Here is a 19,983-nt window from a genome sequence, read left to right on the forward strand (position 1 = left end):
ACGTGGGCCTCCCCGGCCTCGGGGAGGCCCACACTCTCTTCCTGGCTGAGAATCAGAAGTGCGAGAGGGAACTCGCCTCGTAGCGCAGTTGATACGCCCGCACGCCACCGCCGTTCATCCGGTAGATCGTGATCGCGGAAAGGAACTGCTCCTTGACCTCCAGGGTGCGCCGCCGCTCCTTCCCCTCGACGTCACTGATCCAGTCCTCCACCTGCTTCGGCAGCTTGAAGGCAAGCTCGTACGCGCTTTCCTCACCCAGCGGCGACAGCGTCCACTCCGCCGAACCGCCATTGCCACGTCGCCGAATGCGCACCGCATGATCCGGCTGGGCATCCGCGTACGTGGTGAACGCCAGGTGATCGCTGGCGGCCAACGGCAGGATGAACGGTGCCGACGGGAAGCCCAACAGCAACTCGGCACCGCTGTTCTGCTGGAGCGCGGCTGCGAAGCCGGCGATCGCCGCCTCAGCCTCGTCCCGGAATCTGCCGTCCGCCGGCGCCGGAGTCGGCTGCAGCTCCGCAGACGCGGTCCAGGTCCCCAACTCCTTGCGCAACTCCGTACGCATCCACGTCACCGGGAACGTCCCGGACGCCCCGAGGTGGAACTGCGCCTGCTCCAAAGTCCACGCGGTGGTACCGATCGTCCCGAGCAGCCATGCGAACGAGGCGCCCGACAGATCCACCAGCGAAATCTGGTGCGCCAAGGCGTACTTCTGGGCGTCCGGCGTGAACCCGCTCGTCGAGAACAGGGCGTACGCGTACTGATACCGCTGCCGCGGCCTTCTACCGGCGTGCATCACGAAGTTCTCGTTCACGTCGTGCAGCACCCCGTGGGCGTTGCGCACGATCTCCAGTCCGCAGCGCTCCTGGTAGAACTTCGCCTCCAGGAACAGCCGCACCGGCATCGAGAACGCCGGTGTGAACGCGAACTCCCCCAGTGCGTCCACCTGATGCAGTGCTCCCCTGCCCCGCACCCGAAGCGTGTTCCCTTCGGTCGCCAGCTCCTCGGGGTCCTGGCTCTCGTGCACCAGCAGGCGGTAGCCGGAAGAGCGCAGAAGCCAGGCAAGCGCCTCCTCCAATAAATACCCCCGCAGCGCGGCGCCCTTGATCATGGTCAACCTCCTACACGGGCCGTGCTCTGCGGTCGTGCCCGGGCCAAGCGCGGCAACAGCCTGCTACCGGATGCTTGTCTTGATTTCGGTGACGATGGTCCCAGGCTCGCCTTGTCCCTGTGCCGTGCGGCCGGCGCTCTGGCTGAACTCTCTCCAGACACGGGGGTGCTCGGCGGTCACAGGCTGCCGTTCGCCGATCATGCCCTGGACCAGGCAGTGGCCGCTGCGCTCGAGGTGGTGCTCGAGCCACTCTCTGGACGCGAGGAGACTGTAGGCCCTGCCGCTCGGGCGGTCCCATGTCAGGTACTGCACCTGCAGTTGCCCGTCGGTGTCGTACCAGAAAGGGCGGTCCGGGTCGCGCCGCAGCCTGCTGTTTCTCAGGAGTGGGTCACTGAGCAGCGTCACGGAGACGGATGCGTCGAGGGAGCAGTCCAGGCTCTGACCAGTCCAGTTGTATGTCTGGTCGGTCGGAATAGCGGTGACGGGTTCCCCATCGGGATCTGTGGCGAACACCATCTGGCCATGCGGCTGTGCGGCGAGGGTGCACTCCAGCCAGTCGTCCTCGTCGTCTTCCATCGGACCGTCCGCCCACTGGTCTGCGAGCTCCAGGAGCAGCTCTTCCCGGCGCTTTTCCCTGCGCTCCCGCCAGATGGCGATGGCGACGCTCTCCTCCGAGGCCGGCGGTCTAGGGGTTGGCTCCGGAGTGGAGAGATCGTCGTCCCCTGGGACAGGGGAGTCGTCCTCACCGTGATCGGGTTCGTCGTACTGAAAGGTACTCACATGCCAGGAGTCGGGTTCCGGATCGGTCCAGGGACCGGGGACGGTGGGGAAGTCGGCCAGGAGAAGGCTGTGGCGATCGGCTCCTTCGGGCATCAGCCGGTTTGTGAGCGAACGGCCTTCAAGCCACGTCAGCAGGCTGGTGAGTTGGGGGACGGGCACGAGCCAGCTGCGGATGCGGTGCCATTGCTCTGCCTGGCCGCGGGTGACGTTCCATCCTCGGCCGTCGTGGTCGTCCATGGCCTGTTCGTAGAGGACGATCCACTGCCTGTCCTGGCTGTCGGTGCGGATGCCCAGTTCGCCGAGGTCGGGCAGGTTGTCCGGACGGCTGATCCATTCGCCGACGCCCTCGTCGTCGGGCAGGTCGGGGACAGGTGGCGCCAGCGGGTGTGCGGGGTCTGCGGTCGGGAAGGTGGCGTGGTCGGCTTCGTCTGGACTGTTGTCGTCGTCGGTGTCGGAGAAGGGGTGTCGGGCCGGGGGGAGGGAGGGGTCGATGTCGAGCAGCGACAGTTGTGCCGCTCCCGGGTATTCGGCGGCGTCGTGCTCGGTCTGCCGGTGGGGGTGCCGGTGGTTCGCCAGGCGTTCCACGAGCTCGTGGAGGGCCATCCACTGGTACTTCTTGCCGATCCGTTCGCCCTTGTGTGACTGGCGGGAGCCAGAGTGGCGGGAACGCATGTCGTCGAATTTGGCGAAGAGTTCAGGTGTCCAGCCCAGATCGGCGACGCGGGCGAGGATCCAGCGTGCGGCCCACTCGGCGTCGACGTGGGCAGCGGCGAGGCGTTCGTCGTCGGGCGGGGGCACTCGGCAGGCTCGCAGCAGCGCGTACTGGTCCGCATCGAGGACGTCCCTCACCTTCCTCCCGGTGAGGAGTTGTTCAACGGCAGCCGGTGTGCTCAAGGCGGGCCTGACGGACTCCGGAAGGCTTTGCGCGAAGGCCGGGATACGGGCGGGGTCGACTAGGACAGAATCGTCGGCGCGCTGCCACGTCGGCCGACGGGGATAGTCGGTCGACAGCGGCAGCAAACTGAAATGGCGCACCGCTGGCCGGACCTGGTAGTCCGCAAAGTCTCCCAGCGGTGCAAGGGACGAGCGGAGCGATCCCCACAGCGACTCCTTCTGTTCCCGCCAAGGGAAGAGGACGTCAAGGTCATCCTCCGCAGGAGCTTGCCCGATCTGAGGGCAGGCGTGTGGATGCCTGACCGCGTCTGCTTCCTCGCCGGTAACGGCTCCAGCACGGTGCGCCAGGGTGACAACGCGTGTAGCCGCTTCGCACAGCAGTGCGTTCCGTGAAGCGTGCGCGGGCGAATCAACGGCGCCGTAGGAGTACGTGAGGAGCCGCCGGGCGATTGTCCGGAGGAGGTCGTGCTGGCCGTCATCCTGGCCGCGACGGGCCAGGACTCCGTAGCTGACCCACGCCAGACGCTCGAAAAGGTAGGGATCGTCGATCTTCTCCGCGTCCTCGTGGAGGAATCTGTCCAGGAGGGAGACGAGAACGTCTCCGTGCCCCAGGAGCAGCTGCACCAGGGCCTTGGTGGCCCGGTCCCGCAGGAACCGGTTGGAGGACGTGAGGGTCCACACCAGTGTCGTGGCAGCCAGCCGGACGACTTCCTCGTGGTCGGCTCCGGCCATCTGCACCGGCCGGCGGGTCCGGTCCCCGAGCCGAGGCCGGGCCGTGAGGGATGCAGGGTGGAGATGGCGCGGGGTGGGGTATTGCTCGGCCCAGCGCAGCAGCCGGTGCAGTGCCGTGACGTCCCACAGCAAGGAGTAGGTCTCGACGCCCCACCACGCGTCGCGCTCGGGCCGCTGTTTCCGCAGCAGCACCCGGTGGAGACGGTCGGCGTTCAGCAGATGCCCCGGCTCGGCGGTGACCGCTACCGCGACTTCCAGCACATCGGAATTGCGTCCGTGACGTGCGGCGGTCTCGTTGAGGAGTTCGATGGTGCGTTCGTTGACGCTGCGTGTGCTGCGCAGCGGAAGTGTTTCCAGAAAGCTGCGGGCCAGCCGATAACCTCGTACGTCCGCGCGACTGCCGGGGGCAGCGGCGGTCTCCGCAAATGTGGGAGAAGCGGCCAGCAGGTCGATGAGTTCCGACCCGGTTTGCTCGGGCAGGAGAATCGACGCTGCTTCCTGGTAGTTCGGAGCAGCCTGCTCCAGCCAGCTCTGCAGTGCGGAATCGGCGGCCAGTGGGCGTCCCTCGCGCAACACGTCGATCTCGTCCTGGTGGGCAGCGAAGACCGACCGCACAACGCGGTCGTCGCCGAACGCCTGGTAGGGGAAACCGATACCGGTTGCCTGGTCGGCCTTGTAGGTCCGCTCGTTGGACACCAGGCCCTGGGCGAGGAGCTGCCCGAGCATCGTGTTCGGCCACACCGTGGCTGCAGGAGCGTACGCGTCGACAAGAGCGCGGGCTTCATCACGCGGCAGCACGGAACGCCGTGCATCGGCCATGAGCGAGGCCAGGGCGTCCACCGCACGGTGGACGGGCCGATCCAGAGGATCGAGCCCGAGCCGGGAGCAGATGGTCTCTGCACGGTGGTCGACATAGGCGTCAAACACCGCGCTTCGGTCACGCGGATGGCCGCCCGAGCCGCCACGCTTCAGGCTCTTACTCAGACTGTCTGCGTACAGCTTTACGAACAAAGGGTTGGTGAAGACCGAGGCCAGCAGGGGAGTGTTGGGAAGAACTGCCGCCACACCCCGCAGGTAGCTCTCCAGCCCCTCCATCTCCCGTCCTGCAAAGCCGGGGTGCGCGGAGGCTGGCACATCGAAACGATCAGGCACGACGATCGGCTTGAAGGTCGAGCGGCAGGACACCAACAAAGCGATGTGCTGGTACCCGGCCAGACGCACCTGCAGCGCGAGCAGTTCGCTCTTCCAGTTCCCGGCGTCGTCGGAGTCATTGAGCGCATCGATGATCAACAGGAAGCGGCAAGCGCTGGCCGCGCCAGCGGCGTCCATCGCCTGGAGGAAGTCCCGCTCGGCAAGCGGCCCCAGGCCACGCTTCTGCGCGATCTCACTCAGCGTGTTGTGCCCGGTGAGCTCCTGCCCGAACACCACCAGCGCCGGACGGCCCTCGTCTACGGCCCGTCGCGCGGCGTCGACCAGCAAATGCGTCTTGCCCTGTCCCGCCTCTCCCAGGAGCAGCCAGGTCTTCTTCTCCGCTGCCTGGGCAGCGGGACTCCGCATCAAGCCGACCAGGCGCTCGCAGGCGTCGAGGACACGAGCCAGAGCGCGCTCGCACACCCATTGCACGCTCTGCACCGCGGTCACCGGAGCGTTTGCGCCCCGTCCGGCCGCAGGTGTGGCGTCGTCGCTTTCACGCTCTTCCTCGGCGAACCGGTCAGCCAGGTCCTTGAACTCACCCAGCCGCTCCAGCATGTCCTCCACCACAGCAGAACTCTGCTCGGCGGGGAAACCGGACGTTGCGGATGCAGCGGACAGGTCGTGGACCAAGGTGTGGGCGCCTTCCCGCAACGCGGGCGTCCACGCGTGCACCCACCGCGACAGCGCCTGATGGTCGGGGCTGCTGGCTGGCGCGGGATAGCTGTCGTACCAGCGTGTCATCTCGGAAAGGAGTGTCACCACAGCGGCCTGCAGATCCCGGGATCGCTGGACGCCCTGCCTCAAGAACTCCTGCGGCAGGGCGCACGCGTCCGCCACGCGCGCAAGGGGCAACGTCACATGATGCTCGGGTGTGTACCGTGCCTCGGCCAGACGCTCAGCAAGCGTGACCTGTTCCCTGAACCACTCGCTGCCCAGCACCCGTCGTTCGAAGAAGAACCACTGACGTCCCTCATTTCCAGGGCGGGTCAGCCGCTCCAGCAGCTCACCGCCACCGACGTAGCGGATGTCCACGTCGGCAAGACCGGGCAGGTCCTTTTTCCACTGGGCGACGTTGCTGTTCCACCGCTCCCTCGCACCGGTACGCGCCTTCCCACGCGGGGTGACAGGGGTGGGGTCGGAGAGGTCGAAGGGAGCGAGGAACTCAAGCCGGACGATCTTCCGGTTCGCGACGTTCTCGCCGACCGTCTTGGCGCTCTTCTTCGCCTGAGGGATGAGATCGTCGATGTTATGGACGAACTTGACCTGGTATCCGTGCGCAGCACTGCCGTCGGGCGCCTGGTCATACCATTCGACGCCGCCGTCCGGAGCAGCAGTCTTGATCGTCTCCCAGCCTGGAGGCGCCGGCGTCCGGAGCTGGAAGCAGAGCTCCTCGAACGCGCGATGCTGGCTGCCGTCCCACTCACGGATGCTCTGCCAGCTGTGTGCCCTGCTGTCGTTCGATGCCACTGCCGTCCTCTGACCGTCCCGCCGCCCCACTATGCGCGTGTCGGATCCCAGCGTAGAGGGCTGCACTGACACACCAAGCCCTCCTGTGCCAATGGACCGGCAGCTCGGTGCAGATCAGGCGCGAAAATTCCGTTGTAGCCGGTGCTGACCTGCGCGCGGCCGGTCATGAAGTGCGTGACGGCATCGACTTGGGAGTCCGACCCGGGACCGGGCTGGTCTGAGATCGAACACGCCGGCGCACACGATGCGGTCGGTGACTGTGCGGTTCGTGTGCCTGATTGCGATCGCACCCGCTCATCCGTCCGGACCGAGGTGCGTTTCCCTCCCAGCGCGTCCGGTGACCAGCTCCGCGCATCCCCCACCAGATCACTCACGCACGGTCAACAAGTATGAACCCAAAGCGTTTCTGATCAATATCACCGACAGTCGACCTCTTGGCCGCGATCGAGGACCGGGCAGCAAGGAAACCGCGCCGCAGTTCAGACAGCCCCATCAGAGGATGTTCCACCGGAACACCCGATCGCCTTTCCGCAGTGCTTCCACCCGCCTCTGCACCTCAGCAAGGCTCGCTGGCGCGTGGTGAACCTTTCGGGCGTTGGTCGTGATCATGCGTAGTTCGCGCAGTCCAGCGAGTACCGGGTAGCCCGGCCAAGCGGTGACGTCCCAGCCATAGGCGTCGGCGAAGCGGCGGTAATGGTGCTGGTCGAAACCGAAGCGGCGGCAGTGCACCTCGATCGTGACCAGGTCCCATTCGGGCTGGCCGTACGCGACCGTATCCCAGTCGCACAGCACCGCCCTGCCGTCCGGGGCGTGGAGGGCGTTCCGGTGCTGGGGATCGCCTTGGATCAGCCCTCGGGCCAGGGGGAAACGAATGTCTCGGAGCTCGGCTGCGAGGCGGTCCGTCTGCGCTTCCATGAATCGGATGGCGTCAGGCGTCAGGCATGTTATGGCGGACAGTGAGCGTCGGATGGCCCCGACGTTGTCGTGCTCGGGGAAGCAAAGCGGTGGCAGGGGCAAGTTGTGGAGCTCGCGGAGGGGCTGGGCCAGTTGCTGGGCCTCCACGGGCTGCTCGGGCTGGGGCAGGTAGGTCCAGAAGGTGACCGCGTGGCCGTCGACGAGGACGGGCTGGTCAACGGGGTGGAGCGGAACGGTGGGGAAGCCCGCGGCCATGAGCCGCCTGACGAACTCGACCTTGCGGGTCACGTCTTCGACCCGGGAGCCCTTGCGGGCGATCTTCGCGACGACTTGTTCCTTCTCCAGCAGGACAACCGCGTTGGTATGGCCGCGGAGGAGGCGGAAACCGCGGCTGTCAAGGCCGGCGGCAGCGCACGCCCGTTCCAGGATCCGGTGCATCTCGGCCTCGTCGTACCCGCCGGGGGCCGGCGCCATCTCTCTCATGCGTTCCAGGCTCGCGGACACATGGCCGAGTGTCACATCTGACCGGGAGGAAGCGCGAGGATTTCGCGCAGTTCCCGCGCCACACGGCTGCCTCGAACGCGCGGCGGCAGGACTTCCACGACCTCCCGCGCACGCTCCTCGACGATAGGGGTCCGATGCGCCGGATCCGTCCGCAGGAACGTGGCGGCCGCCAGTTGGCATGCTTCCTCGGTGCTGTGTTCGTGGGCGAGGCAGAGGGCTGCCTCGAAGTGAAGGAGGACCGGGTCGATGCCGGTCTTTTCCGGGTACAGGGCGAACGCGCTCTCCTGGACGCGTCGGGCTTCGGCGGTCCGCCGGAGGGCGGTGAGGGTGCCGCTCATGTAGAGGAGGAAGCGCCGCTCGGGGAAGGCGAAGGCGTCGTTGCCCGTGTCCGCTCTGGCGTGACTTCGCTCGAAGATCTCGGTGGCCTGCCGAAGGGCTGCTTCTGCTCCCTCCGCGTGGCCAAGCTTCGCCAAGGCCCGTGCCTCGGCAGCCGAGGCGAAGGCGGCGGTAGGCGTGGGCCGGTTGCGGCAGAGGATCCGTGCCTCTCTGGACAGGGCGACCGCGGCCTCGATCGGGCCGTAGTGGTAGGGGAGCATGGCGGCCTGTGCGCGGACGCGGGCGCGCAGCTCGGTGTTGCCGCTGTCGTCGGCCGCGTTGCGGGCAGTGGCGTACCAGGATTGCGCCCGGCGGAGGTGCCCGAGTTTCATCAGGGCGTCGGCGATCAGTGTGGCGATCATCGCTGTGAGTTCGGAGAGCCGGACCTGTACGGCGGCTGGCTGACGGTGGGCGGCCATGTCCTCCACCTCGGACAGGTGGCCCAGCAGAATCTCGATCATCGGCGCGGGCGGCGTGTAGACGTACTGTTCGCGTGCCCACAGCAGCTGCTCGTCGAGCAGGTCCAGCTGCGTGGGCGTCACCGTGCCCACCGCAAGGGTGCGGTCGACCGACCGCCGGGCGGCGTCGATCTGCTGCTCGAAGGAGAGGGGAACCGTCTCCGCCGCGCGTCGTGGGGCGACCGCGGGGGTGAGTGCCTGCTGGGATCTCCGTGCCGGCGCCCTCTCCTCAGCCGGAGGCTCGTCCAGCGAGGAGGACTGGCTGCTTCCGCGCAGTCCCAGGCCCTGGGCCGTGCTCGCGTAGAACTCGCACAACAGGTCCACGGTGACCGGGCGGGGCTGCCGACCCTTTTCCCAGTGACCCAGTTGATCACCGTCCGCCCGGGGTGCTGCTTCGTACCGCGCTCCGAGATCGTTGAGGCCGTCGGCGGCCTCCTGCAGGGTCAGTCCCCGCGCCAGGCGATGCGCGCGGAGCAGCGTCACACCGCAGTGGGCGTGGATCCGATGGGCGGTTTCCTGGACCGACTCTCCACGGTCGGCGGCGTCCTCGCGTAACCGCTGCGCACAGGACGGACGGTGCGGCTTGTGGTCCAAGGCCCCCTCCTCCAACTCGCCCTGCTCCTACTCCCTGCAGCGTATCGGTGAGGCACTCCCCCATCCGCGGGATCAGTGACTGATTCGACGGCCTGGCGACCGGATCAGTCACCCGCAAGCAAGAAGTGACTGATCGGCGAAGGGTGACTGTTGTTCGTCGATACCGGTGGGGCGAACCTTGCTGCTCCCAGAAGCCCGACGAACCGCTCGTCGGCCGGTGGCGTGGAACGCCCGGTCGCCGGGCCTGCGTTCGCCGCCGTCTCCCACCGCACCTTGCGGCGGGAAGGCGCGGCATTCGTCACCCACAGGGAGGTGGATCGATGACGTCCTCGCCGTACCACACGGTCCTGGCGGAGCTGGCCGACGGTCAGGGAATCGAGCGTGCGGCAATCGAGGTCGAGAGCACGCCGGCGTCGGTTCGCGACGCGCGGTCCTTCGTCCGGCAGCAGCTCTTCGGCTGGCGCTTCCCCGAGGCGGGGGACTTCACCGACGGGGTGGTACTGGCTGTCAGCGAGCTGGTCACCAACGCGGTGCTGCACGGCCGGACCCGGCCGACGGACGACAGCGAGCACGTCGGTATCGCGCTGGCCCTCAAGCCGGGCAGAGCGCTGGGTGTTCTGGTCACTGACAACTCCAACGAGGCGCCCGTGGCGACCGTTCGGCCTGCCCCGCATGCCACTTGTGGCCGCGGTCTGAAGCTCGTCGACGCGGTGGCCGACTACTGGACGGCAGCGCCGCGAGAAAACTCCCAAGGGGTCACCGGTAAGGGCGTGTGGGCCGTCTTCCGTTGCCCGGAGTCTGCCGAGCTCCTCTCCCGATCGGCGTGACAACCCATGTCGTCGAGAAACCTCCGGACCTGCCAACTTCCTGTGACACCGGGAGTCTTCATGCCGTGCGTACTCGACGAGCCGAGTGGCCGCCTGAAGGGTGCCCCGCTGCTCTCCACACGCCTACGGGCGCTCGCTGGCGTCGCTCCAGTAGGTCGGGGCGAGCATCTCACCGGGCCAGGCCGGCTGGCGGATCGGGCCTCGCGGGCCCATCTGCTGGAAGTACGGGGCGAGGTCCAGAACGGGGGTGCCGTCGACCGCGTCGAGGTCGGTGACGTGAAGGTCTCGGCCGTCGACGTCGAGCAGGCGCGGGAAGCTGATCGCGAGCTGGTTGGGGCGGCGGTGGTTGCGGTGCACGAAGGTACCGGTCGCCGGCCATCGGGCGTCGCCGCGCGGGCTGCGGGCGTGCAACTGCACGTCTTCGGGGCGCGCCCGGTGAAAGCGCCAAACCACGGTGAGGTGCGAAAACTCCTCGATGCCCTGGAGGGTCTCCAGCGGGTACTCGTCGTTGAGCCGGATGATCGAGCGGACGCCGCCCTGGTAGTCGTCCAGGACCTGGGTATGACCTCCGACGACCGTGGCGATCGAGCTGACCTCGTAGCTGGGCACCGTTCTTCCCTCTCCATCCCTCTGACTACCGGCACGGCCGGACGCCTCGCAGCAGGACGCCGACGTGATCGGGTGTCAGCTTATGGCTCGCAGCATCTCCCGGGCGCGGCGGTCGAGCTCCGCGATGTGACGGCCGCCGCGGCCGCGCACGGGAGACAGGTCACTCCGCATGCGGACGATGACGTCCCGGGCCCGTCCGGACTGCACTCCGGTCATGGCGTCCAGAGCACGGCTCCAGGTCGCGCACGCCTCGTCGACGTGGCCCTGTTGCACCTGTACGGCACCGAGGTAGCCGAGGGTCACGCTGTGGGTGCGGGCGTACTGGCGGCGGCGGGTGGCGACGCTGCGCTTGAAGTGGATCTCCGCGTCGAGCGGCTGGCCCAGGTCGCGCAGGGCACAGGCTGTCTCGTGGGCAAGGGAGGCTTCCTGGAAGAAGCCCACGCGGCCCGGCGCCTCGTTGTTGTCGGCTCGAGCGAGGTCCCGTTCCGCGCGGCTGATGGCCGCGAGGGTTGCGGGGCGGTCACCGTCGGCCGCCAGGGCTCGTGCGTGGACGATCGCGAGCAGGGCTTTCTCACGGGGGCTCGCCTGACCGTAGCGGTCGCGGGACATGGAGGCGTCAGCCAGAGCGAGTGCCCTACGCGGATGTCCGAGGTCCACGGCTTGGTGGGCAAGGGCGCGCAGGATGTGGCCGCCGAGCGGTCCGTCGCTGGCTTCGGCCGCGATGCGGGTGGCGAGGGTGAGGTAGCGCTGGGCGGTGCGGTGTTCGGAGGCGTCGAAAGCCATCCAGCCGGCGAGGTAGGTCATCTCCGCCACAGCCGAGTACGTGTCGCGGCGGAGCTGTTCCGTGCGAAACCCGCTGCCGAGCAGGGGCACCGCTTCGTCGCGAAGGTGGCCGGCCAGGGCCGAGCGACCGGAGGCTCCGCCGCGCTGCTGGTCGCGCGCGGAGTAGAAAGTCGTCAAGCCCCGGACATCATCGATGTCGGCCTGGGTCACCGGCCGAGGGGAGACCGCCAGCCGCTTCGCCGCCGCGGCGGGGGCGGCTGCCCACCACGAGGCGGTGGGCAAAGCGAGGCCGGCGGCCGAGTACGCGGCGGTCGCCAGCAGTTTACGTCGGTGCATATCGAGGTCGTCGCTTCCCAGCTCGGCCAGCATGGTCAGAGGGTCGACGCTCCAGTCGGAACCGCTGTCGGTTTGGCTTGTGGCTTCACCTTCCAGCCCGAGGTCGGCCAGGGTGAGGTGGCGGCCGAGTCTACGGGACAGCGTCTCGCGCAGGATATGAGGTGCCTGGCCGCTCGGTTGTGTGCCCTGCACCCACATGGCGATGTGCGAGCGGGAGATTGCTTCCAGCTCACGCACCCCGCTCTCCGCGGCCACCCGGGCGACCGCTGCGGCTGCTTGTGGCTGGGACCAGCCAGCTTCGCGCAGAAGTGCGGCGAGGGCTTCGTTTCGCACACGGGCCATGGGCTGCCCCTCGGTTCCGAAATGATCTTTGACGCCTTTGACGGCCTCGGGAGTCGCGCAGGCATACCCCTCGGCGGCGATTCACGGTTCGCTCAACGTAGCGACCAGATCACTCAGTTTGCACGACACCCGACGCCGCCGCACGGTGAACCTCAGTCAACTTGGCTTGATTCAACCAGGAGTTGTGACATGCGTCTTTCGCTGGCTCCACGGCAGGCGGACGGTCAGCGCGCCGCGCCCAACAGGAAGGTTCGCGTCGCTGACGAGCCGGTCCGGCGGCGCGATCAAGCAGTGGCCGCGGCGGAGACGGTGGCGCTCGTGCTGGACGAGGAATCACCGCTGCCGGAGACCGCCGCTGACGTGGAAGACCTCGCGAGGCGTCTGCGGGGTCACATCCACCGACTCGGCGTCATGGTGCCGAAGGAGACACCGGTGCTGCGCCACGCCCAACAGCTCGGCTCGGCGGGGGTCCCCGACGGTTATGTGCCCAGCAGGGTGTACCGGGTCCAACTCGCCAAGGCGACCCAGGAACTCACCGCGACAGTGGAGACCTGCGGCAGCGACCGTGCGAAGCAGCAGGGGAAACGGCCTCGGTGGACACCTCGAATCAACGTCCTGCGTGGCGCGGTCTTCGCCCTCGCACTCGCCTGCCTCGTCCTGGCTGCCTCCGTACCGCGGGCATGACCGTCACCGGAGCGGTTCTGATCGCCCTGATCCTCGGTCCCACAGCGTGGCTGGTTCTCCGCGGTGACCGCGCCATCAGTCCCCGCAAGTCGGCGAGGAAACCTCACCGGCGCAGATCGAGTCGCCGCCGCGACGGTGCCCCGCCTCACCGACAGTTCACCGGCCGCCCCTGACGGCCTTGAAGCCCACCCCGTTCGCGGGGCTCAACGGAGATCTACACGATGAAACGCCTTCCGCGTATCGAGCAGTACGGCCTGATCGGCGACACGCAGACCAGCGCCCACGTCTGCGACGACGGTTCGATCGACTGGCTGTGCCTGCCCCGCTTCGACTCGCCAGCCGTCTTCGCCGATCTGCTTGGCACACAGGAACACGGCACCTGGCAGATCGCCCCGGCCTCGTCCGTAGGCCGGTCCGGCTCCGGGAAAGTGGCTGAGCGCCGGTACCGCGGTGACTCGCTCGTTCTCGAATCGCTGTGGTGTACCCCGACTGGTTCGGTCCGGGTCCTGGATTTCATGCCGCCACGCGACGGGGCACCGCAGGTGATCCGGATCATCGAGGGACTGGCCGGCGAGATGGAGATGGTCTCTGCCATGCGTCCGCGTCCGGGATACGGCAGCGTCAGCCCGTGGATCCACGAGGTCGGCGGACGTATGGTCGCGGAGGCCGGCGCGGACGCTCTATGGCTCGACACCTGCGTCCCGCAGGTCGAGAAGGACGGCGTCGTCGTCAGCGCCTTCACCGTCACCGCCGGACAGAGTATGGCTTTCGTACTCAGCTGGTGCCCGTCCCACACAGCCGCACCGGACGTTCCCAACTCGGAGACCGCGCTCGCCGAGACGCTCACCTTCTGGCAGGACTGGGTACAGGAGTGCGCCTACGACGGGCCCTACCGCGAGGCTGTGATCCGTTCCTTGATCGTGCTGAAGGCGATGACGTATGGGCCGAGCGGTGGGATCGTCGCGGCGCCGACCACGTCGCTGCCCGAGGAAATCGGCGGCCGGCGGAACTGGGACTACCGCTTCGCCTGGCTGCGCGACGCCGCCACAACGCTGGCCGCGTTGCTGGGGACCGGGTACCGGCAGGAGGCGCAGGCGTGGCGGCGATGGCTGCTGCGGGCCGTGGCCGGGGATCCGGAGAACCTGCAGATCATGTACGGGATCACCGGGGAGCGTGATCTGCGGGAGCGGGAGCTTCCCTGGCTTCCTGGGTACGAGGGCTCGACTCCCGTGCGGATCGGCAACGGCGCGGCCGACCAGCTCCAGCTGGATGTGTACGGCGAGGTGATCGAGACCCTCTACCTCGCGCACCAGAGCGGTGTGGCCCACTGCGCCGACACCGCCGTGCTGCACCGGCGGCTCGTGGAGCACCTGTCCCGGCGCTGGCGGGAGCCCGACGAGGGGGTCTGGGAGATCCGAGGAGCGCGCCGGCACTTCGTGCACTCCAAGGTGATGGCCTGGGTGGCCGTCGACCGCACCATCCGTCTGGCCGAAGCCAGCGCCCTCGACATGGACCCGGCTCCCTTGGTCGAACTGCGAGCAGCGATCCACCACGAGGTCTGCACCGAGGGCTTCGACCCGGTACGCAACACCTTCACGCAGTCCTACGGCTCCCAGGAACTGGACGCCGCCACGCTGCTGATCCCCCGCGTCGGCTTCCTGCCGCCCGACGACCCGCGCGTCGTCGGCACCGTGGACGCCGTACGCCGCGAACTCTCCACCCCTGACGGTCTCGTGCGCCGATACCCGACCAGCGGCGAGCGCACTGGGGTGGACGGGTTGAAGGGTGATGAGGGCGCCTTCCTGCTGTGCTCCTTCTGGCTCGTCGACGGCCTGGCCCTGACCGGCCGCGTCGACGAGGCCCGTGCCCTGTTCGAGGGCCTCTTGGAACTGCGCAACGACCTCGGACTCCTGGCGGAGGAGTACGACCCCGTCCAGCGGCGCCAGCTCGGGAACTTCCCGCAGGCGTTCAGCCACATGGGGCTGATCGAGAGCGCCCGGCTCCTTCAGGTCCTGACGGCGGGACCTGCCCACCGCCACGGCCCGGTCTCGGTGCCAGCGCCGCGCTCGGCCGCCTCCAGCACGCGCACGACCAGCCCCGACCTGACGCCGCAGCACGCCACCCACGCCTGACGAGGATCCTCATGCCTGACAGCGCCTTCCCGGCACGGCCGGTCGCTACCGACCACCGCCGACGGCGGCCTTCGGTCGAAGCGATCACGCTGCACCGTGCCCGCCGCGCCGTGGCCGTGCCCCTGGTACTCCTCGGCACATTGCTGGTAGCCGCCTTCGCCCTCCGGTCGGTCTCCGCGGTGGGCCCCGGCTGGCTCCTGACCGGTCTGGTCTGTGGACTGGGTGGGGTCGCAGCCATCGCGGCTCGCCAGGTACGCACCTTCGCCCAAGCCGTGCAGACGGCAACAGAGGAAGCCCAGGCAGCAGCGCAGACGGCCGTGGAGGGGGCCCGGGCAGCGGCGCTGGCGACCGTGGCGGAGGCGGCGGCGGCCGTCGAGAAGTCGGTGCAGTGGTCGGCGGACGAGCTGTGCCGCGGCGGGCGCCCCACGCTGCAGGACCCACAGACGCCGCCACCGGCCGGCGCGAACGACGGCATCAACAACGCGCTGGGTGCACTGCAGGTGCAGGCCATCGCCTCCCTGATACGCGTCCACGACGAGTCCCAGTCCGTCGTCCTGCTGGAAGTGCTGCGCCGCCTGGCCATGCGCGAGCACGCCCTGGTCGGCAAGGCACTCCAGGCGCTGAGTCGGCTGGAGATGCTGACCGACGACCCGGAGCTGCTGGCCAAGATCTTCGAGATCGATCACCTCGTGACGCGGATGCGGCGTCAGGTGGAGAGCACGGCGGTGCTGGGCGGGCAATCCCTGCGCAGCACACGTCAGCCCGTGCCCGTCACCACCACGCTGCGCGGGGCGGTCTCCGAGGTCGTGCAGTATCCGCGCGTGGCCGTCGCCGCCGGGTCGGTAGGCGCCGAGCTCGGCCTCCCCGGCCATGTGGGTCCGGACCTCACTCATCTGCTGGCAGAGCTGATCGAGAACGCCTGTGAGAGCTCCGACCCGGCGACGAAGGTGATGGTGCGTGCGCAGCGGGTCGCGAACGGACTGGCGGTCGAGGTCGAGGACCGGGCCATGCCCATGCACCCGCAGACGCGGGCACAGATGAACCACCTCCTGAAGGCGCCGAGCGAAGTCGACGTGAGCGGCCAGGTGCGGGCCGGGCAGCTCGGGCTGCTGGTCGCGGCGAAGATCGCCGAATCGCACGGTTTCTCCGTCGTACTGCAGGAGAACACAACCGGAGGCACCACCGCCCTCGTCGTCATCCCCGGGCGACTCCTCGTCGCGATTCCCCCCGTCGAGGACGCCGGCATGCCCGCGGGGCAGCCTCGGTCCGCCCTTCCGCCGGTGCGGCAGACCACCGCAGCCCCGGCAGCCCCTTCTCCAGGCCATGCCACCCGCCCCGGTCCCCCTGGCATGCCAAGCCCCGCGGCGGCAGGTCATTCGGGGAGCGCGCCCGCCCTACCAACCCGCACCCGGCAGGCCGGCGCGTTCCGACCACCCCGCGAGCAAGCGCCCGTGGCCGCGCCGACGCCGGGGCTGGCCGCCGCCTTCCGTTCCGGCATCCAGGCCGGCGGCACCACCCCCTCTCCCCCTGCTCCGGACGAGCACCCCAACCCCTGAACCATTCACGGCCCCCATTCCTGCAAGCCCACTCCCACGCGTCGGGCCCTTCCCCCCTTCTGGAGCGATCCCTATGAGCACCCACCACGAGACCGGCACCGTGACCGGCGTGTCCGCGCCCGAGAACAGCCCGAGCGGCCAGCGGGACAACATGGCCTGGCTGCTGCGTCAGTTCGCCGGCGACACCCCGGGCGTCACGCACGCCGTCCTGCTGTCACGGGACGGGCTGCGTCTGCTGGACAGCGACGTGGACAAGGACTGGGCGGACGAGCTGTCGGCCGCCATCAGCGGCGTCGCCTCTCTCGCCTCGAACATCACCGGCCCCAGCCACAAGAAGCGGCCGGCCCGGCAGGTCATCATCGAGCGGGACGACTGCCTCTACTTCGTCCAGAGCGCCGGGTGCAGCGCCGCCTTCGACAACCGCCCCGGCAACGAGCGCGGTGAGGTGGAGACGATCCTCGTCGTCGTCGCCACCACGGACGCTGACGCAGGCTCCGTGGGCTTCGAGATGGGCCGCCTCGTGGCGAAGTTCGCCCCCTACATGAAGATCCCCGTCCGGGTCGGCACGAGCGGCGACGTCCGGTGACCGGGCACGGCCGCGCGGCCGAGGAATCGACGTTCGTGCGGACCTACACCCTGACGCGCGGGCGCACCAAGCCGAGGCATCTGCTCGGTCTGGACACGGTGCTGGAGGCGGGGCCGGGCCGGCCCGGCCCGGCACAGGCCGAGGAGTGCGCGGAGATCCTCGCACTGTGCCGGGCACACCGACGGTCGGTGACCGAACTGGCGGGCCGCCTCGGCCGGCCGGTCACCGCCGTCAAGGTCCTCGTCTCCGACCTGCTGGACGCCGACGCCCTGGTCGTCCCCGTCACCGCCCCCTATGCCGCATCCGGCTCGGACTCGGATGCGGGCCCCTCCACCCAGCTGCTGGCGGCCGTTTCCGCCGGCCTGAAGAGGAAGTTCCCCAATGCCACCCGCTACCCCCAGGCCGGATGACTCCCGCGTGCTCCTGCGTCGTTCACCGCGCCCGCCCGCCGGCACCGCGCCGATCGTGCTGAAAATCCTGATCGCCGGGGGCTTCGGCGCGGGCAAGACCACCGCCGTGGGCGCCGTCAGCGAGATCACGCCGCTGAGCACCGAGGAGTACCTGACCGAGGCCGGCGCGGACGTGGACAGCCTGGCTGGCCTGGAGGCCAAGCGGACCACCACGGTCGCCTTCGACTTCGGCCGCCTGAGCCTGCCCGACGCGCCCATGCCCCTGGAGCTCTTCCTGTTCGGCACGCCGGGCCAGGACCGATTCGTCGACCTCTGGTACGACCTGGCCCGCGGCGCCGTCGGGGCGGTCGTCCTGGTCGACACCCGCCGTCTGGAGAGCAGCTTCACCCCCGTCAGCTTCTTCGAGGACATCGGCCTGCCCTTCGTCGTCGCCGTCAACCACTTCGACGGCGCACACCGCTACCACCCCGAGCAGGTCCGCACCGCCCTCGAACTCCCCGCATCCGTACCGGTGATCGCCTGCGACGCCCGCGACCGCAACCACGTCGCCGGCGTCCTGCTCACCCTCGTCGGCCACGCCGAGACCCGCACGTCCACCGGGCGCGGTTACTCCGCACCCCCCACCCTCCAGGAAGCCTGATGTCTCAGCACCCCTACCCCATGCCGCAGGCCGTACCGTCCGCGCAGTCTCTTCCGCGACGCGACATGCGGGACGCCACACGCGGTCCGTTCACCCCGCCGGACACCGCCCTCCCCAGCCAGTCGGCCCAGCAGGCGCCGGAGCTGGCGCAGCGCTATGAACTGCTGCACCGCCTGGGCGTTCCCACCACGGCCGACGAGGACTTCGACGACTTGGCCCAGGACATGGCCACACAGGCCGGGTTCCTCTACGGGTTCGTCAACCTCTTCCTGGAGCAGCAGACCTTCGTCGGGCTGCACCAGCCTCCGGCGGACAGCGGGTTCGTGATCGTCGGGCGCACCATGAGCCGCGACCACGGCTGGTGCCCGGAAGTCATGGCGCGCCGGAAGGCCCTGCCGCTGCACGACGTGCACGCCAGCCCGCGCTTCAGCGGCAACGCGGTGGTCGACGCCGTCGGGATCCGTTCCTACTTCGGCGCCCCGCTCATCCACGACAGCGGCACCGTACTGGGCACGGTGTGCGTCATCGACCCCGAGAAGCGGCCCCTGGCCGAAGCCCGCCGTCTGCGGGACATCGTCATCAACGCCAGTGCGCGGGTGATGGACCACATCGCCCGCGCCCCCGCCCGCTAAGCCGTCCCCCCACCCGCTCCGCGTTGCGACCTTCACCCAGGGAGAGGGAGAGCATGTCCGCCGCACCCACCGCACCGCCACCTTCGCTGCGTCCCTACCTCACCGCCCGCCACGACCTGCTTTGGCAGGAGGCGGACGCCTTCGCGGCCGAACACATCGCGCCGCGCGCTGCACGGATGGAGGCCGCCCCGGGCAAAGTGGAGCGCAAGGCCGCCGACCTGATGGCCGCGCGGGGCTGGTTCGCCGTCACCGTCCCGGCCGTCTTCGGCGGGCTGGACGCCGGCCACGTGGCCAGGACCATCCTGATCCACCGCATCGCGCGGGTCTCGGCGGCTGCCGCGGCCATACTGCAGGCGACCCTGATCCCCGTCGGCGCCCTTCTCCACTTCGCCACCTACGAGCAGAAGGGCCGCTGGCTGCCCCGGGTCGCGGACGGTTCCCTGCTGCTGTCGATCGCCGTGACGGAACCGCTCGCCGGCGGACACATCGGCGGCATGGCGACCACCGCCGAACGCGCCGGCCACGACTGGGTGATCACCGGCAGCAAGATCCACATCGGTAACAGCCACCTCGCCGGCGCCCACCTCGTCGTCGCCCGCACCGCAGGGCCCGGCGTGAGCACCTCCCAGGCGCTGACCGCGTTCATGGTCGAAGCCGACCGCCCCGGCCTGTTTATCCCCCGCCACCAGGTCGCTCTCGGCCTGCACGGCTTCTCCGCCGGCCGCCTCGACCTCGACCACGTTCGCGTTCCCGAGGACGCCATGGTGGGCGAAGTCGGCCAGGGCCTGGCCGTGGCCCAGAGCAGCAGCATCCTGTACGGCCGTTCCAACCTGGCCGCCGTCAGCCTCGGCATCCACGAGGCTGTCGTGAACACCACCACCACGCGGCTCAAGACCCGCCCCCGCTACCGGGGCACCCTGTCCGACCTGCCCGTTCTTCGGGACCGCATCGGCGCCATGGAGGCCCGCCTTCGTGCCGGCCGGATACTCGCCTACCAGGCGGTGCACCTTCTCGACCAGGGCCTGCCCTGCGACGCCGACCTGATCAACTCCAAGTACCTCGGCCACCAGTGGGCCGCGCAGTCCGCCCAGGACGCCATGGAACTGCACGGCGCGCACGCCCTCGACGGCGAGTACGTCCTCCAGCGCTTCTGGCGCGACATCCAGCACACCTACCCACCGGCCGGTACCGGCGAAGTACAGCGAATACGCCTGGCGGACGCCGCCTTCGACGAGGACCACCTTCAGTGGTCCGAACGCCTGGCAGCCGAGGCCGCTTGGGCCCGCCCTGGCCCGACCGCCGCCTAGACCCCCGTGCGCGGCACCCCGTGAATCCGCACCGCCGCGCACGGGCCCGTGCCGCCGGCCCCGTCCCCCGCGGGGACCGGCGGCACCTCCCCCAACTGACCGTCCATCCCAGCCG

At 69.2% G+C, this 19,983-nt stretch carries 15 protein-coding genes; 9 read left to right on the forward strand and 6 right to left on the reverse strand.

Translation table 11 applies throughout. The features are described from left to right. Positions 1–52: 52 nt before the first annotated feature. The 4 genes from ACF09K_RS19195 to ACF09K_RS19210 form a co-directional block, all read right to left on the reverse strand. Complete coding sequence (locus ACF09K_RS19195; protein ID WP_392244999.1) at positions 53–1,111, reverse strand: hypothetical protein; 1,059 nt, start codon at positions 1,109–1,111, stop codon at positions 53–55. Between the two features lie 63 nt (positions 1,112–1,174). Continuing rightward, positions 1,175–6,178, reverse strand: coding sequence for a hypothetical protein (locus ACF09K_RS19200; RefSeq protein ID WP_392245001.1), 5,004 nt, complete (start codon positions 6,176–6,178; stop codon positions 1,175–1,177). Positions 6,179–6,670: 492 nt separating this feature from the next. Further along, complete coding sequence (locus tag ACF09K_RS19205; RefSeq protein WP_392245108.1) at positions 6,671–7,576, reverse strand: phosphotransferase; 906 nt, start codon at positions 7,574–7,576, stop codon at positions 6,671–6,673. Positions 7,577–7,608: 32 nt separating this feature from the next. Further along, entirely contained in the window at positions 7,609–9,024 is a 1,416-nt protein-coding gene (locus ACF09K_RS19210) for an XRE family transcriptional regulator (protein ID WP_392245003.1), read from the reverse strand. A 320-nt stretch (positions 9,025–9,344) separates the two neighbouring features. Between ACF09K_RS19210 and ACF09K_RS19215 the strand changes: the two genes are divergently transcribed. Further along, positions 9,345–9,851 carry an ATP-binding protein gene (locus ACF09K_RS19215; protein WP_392245004.1) on the forward strand — a complete coding sequence of 169 codons (507 nt, stop codon included), beginning with the start codon at positions 9,345–9,347 and terminating at the stop codon, positions 9,849–9,851. Between the two features lie 123 nt (positions 9,852–9,974). On the opposite strand, the gene ACF09K_RS19220 is transcribed toward ACF09K_RS19215, so the two are convergent. Together ACF09K_RS19220 and ACF09K_RS19225 are read right to left on the reverse strand one after the other, a co-directional pair. Then, on the reverse strand, positions 9,975–10,460 hold the full coding sequence (locus ACF09K_RS19220; RefSeq protein WP_392245006.1) for an SAM-dependent methyltransferase: 486 nt from the start codon (positions 10,458–10,460) through the stop codon (positions 9,975–9,977). Positions 10,461–10,535: 75 nt separating this feature from the next. Then, on the reverse strand, positions 10,536–11,921 hold the full coding sequence (locus tag ACF09K_RS19225) for a Tat pathway signal protein (RefSeq protein WP_392245008.1): 1,386 nt from the start codon (positions 11,919–11,921) through the stop codon (positions 10,536–10,538). A gap of 189 nt (positions 11,922–12,110) precedes the next feature. Here ACF09K_RS19225 and ACF09K_RS19230 point away from each other — a divergent pair, with 189 nt between their 5' ends. The 8 genes from ACF09K_RS19230 (at position 12,111) to ACF09K_RS19265 (ending at position 19,868) form a co-directional block, all read left to right on the forward strand. Continuing rightward, positions 12,111–12,605: a DUF6415 family natural product biosynthesis protein gene (locus ACF09K_RS19230; protein WP_392245009.1), complete on the forward strand. Its 495-nt coding sequence runs from the start codon at positions 12,111–12,113 to the stop codon at positions 12,603–12,605. A 221-nt stretch (positions 12,606–12,826) separates the two neighbouring features. Further along, a complete protein-coding gene (locus ACF09K_RS19235) occupies positions 12,827–14,737 on the forward strand; it encodes a glycoside hydrolase family 15 protein (RefSeq protein ID WP_392245011.1) in 1,911 nt (636 codons plus the stop codon). Between the two features lie 11 nt (positions 14,738–14,748). After that, positions 14,749–16,293, forward strand: coding sequence for an ATP-binding protein (locus tag ACF09K_RS19240; RefSeq protein ID WP_392245014.1), 1,545 nt, complete (start codon positions 14,749–14,751; stop codon positions 16,291–16,293). Positions 16,294–16,366: 73 nt separating this feature from the next. Next, on the forward strand, positions 16,367–16,879 hold the full coding sequence (locus ACF09K_RS19245) for a roadblock/LC7 domain-containing protein (RefSeq protein ID WP_392245016.1): 513 nt from the start codon (positions 16,367–16,369) through the stop codon (positions 16,877–16,879). After that, entirely contained in the window at positions 16,876–17,289 is a 414-nt protein-coding gene (locus ACF09K_RS19250) for a DUF742 domain-containing protein (protein WP_392245017.1), read from the forward strand. The genes ACF09K_RS19245 and ACF09K_RS19250 overlap by 4 nt, the downstream gene beginning before the upstream one ends. Before the next feature lie 55 nt (positions 17,290–17,344). Beyond that, positions 17,345–17,929 carry an ATP/GTP-binding protein gene (locus ACF09K_RS19255; protein WP_392245019.1) on the forward strand — a complete coding sequence of 195 codons (585 nt, stop codon included), beginning with the start codon at positions 17,345–17,347 and terminating at the stop codon, positions 17,927–17,929. After that, complete coding sequence (locus tag ACF09K_RS19260; protein ID WP_392245020.1) at positions 17,929–18,561, forward strand: GAF domain-containing protein; 633 nt, start codon at positions 17,929–17,931, stop codon at positions 18,559–18,561. The genes ACF09K_RS19255 and ACF09K_RS19260 overlap by 1 nt, the downstream gene beginning before the upstream one ends. A 53-nt stretch (positions 18,562–18,614) precedes the next feature. Beyond that, positions 18,615–19,868 carry an acyl-CoA dehydrogenase family protein gene (locus ACF09K_RS19265; protein WP_392245021.1) on the forward strand — a complete coding sequence of 418 codons (1,254 nt, stop codon included), beginning with the start codon at positions 18,615–18,617 and terminating at the stop codon, positions 19,866–19,868. The last annotated feature ends 115 nt before the right edge of the window (positions 19,869–19,983 follow it).

This window comes from Streptomyces sp. NPDC014882 (assembly GCF_043081325.1).
Taxonomy (GTDB): Bacteria; Actinomycetota; Actinomycetes; order Streptomycetales; family Streptomycetaceae; genus Streptomyces.

Excerpts from the sequence above, each read along its gene's own strand:
- ACF09K_RS19195 (WP_392244999.1), bottom strand. The coding sequence starts at position 1,111 with ATGATCAAGGGCGCCGCGCTGCGGGGGTATTTATTGGAGGAGGCGCTT.
- ACF09K_RS19205 (WP_392245108.1), bottom strand. The coding sequence starts at position 7,576 with ATGAGAGAGATGGCGCCGGCCCCCGGCGGGTACGACGAGGCCGAGATG.
- ACF09K_RS19215 (WP_392245004.1), top strand. The coding sequence starts at position 9,345 with ATGACGTCCTCGCCGTACCACACGGTCCTGGCGGAGCTGGCCGACGGT.
- ACF09K_RS19225 (WP_392245008.1), bottom strand. The coding sequence starts at position 11,921 with ATGGCCCGTGTGCGAAACGAAGCCCTCGCCGCACTTCTGCGCGAAGCT.
- ACF09K_RS19230 (WP_392245009.1), top strand. The coding sequence starts at position 12,111 with ATGCGTCTTTCGCTGGCTCCACGGCAGGCGGACGGTCAGCGCGCCGCG.
- ACF09K_RS19235 (WP_392245011.1), top strand. The coding sequence starts at position 12,827 with ATGAAACGCCTTCCGCGTATCGAGCAGTACGGCCTGATCGGCGACACG.
- ACF09K_RS19240 (WP_392245014.1), top strand. The coding sequence starts at position 14,749 with ATGCCTGACAGCGCCTTCCCGGCACGGCCGGTCGCTACCGACCACCGC.
- ACF09K_RS19245 (WP_392245016.1), top strand. The coding sequence starts at position 16,367 with ATGAGCACCCACCACGAGACCGGCACCGTGACCGGCGTGTCCGCGCCC.
- ACF09K_RS19260 (WP_392245020.1), top strand. The coding sequence starts at position 17,929 with ATGTCTCAGCACCCCTACCCCATGCCGCAGGCCGTACCGTCCGCGCAG.
- ACF09K_RS19265 (WP_392245021.1), top strand. The coding sequence starts at position 18,615 with ATGTCCGCCGCACCCACCGCACCGCCACCTTCGCTGCGTCCCTACCTC.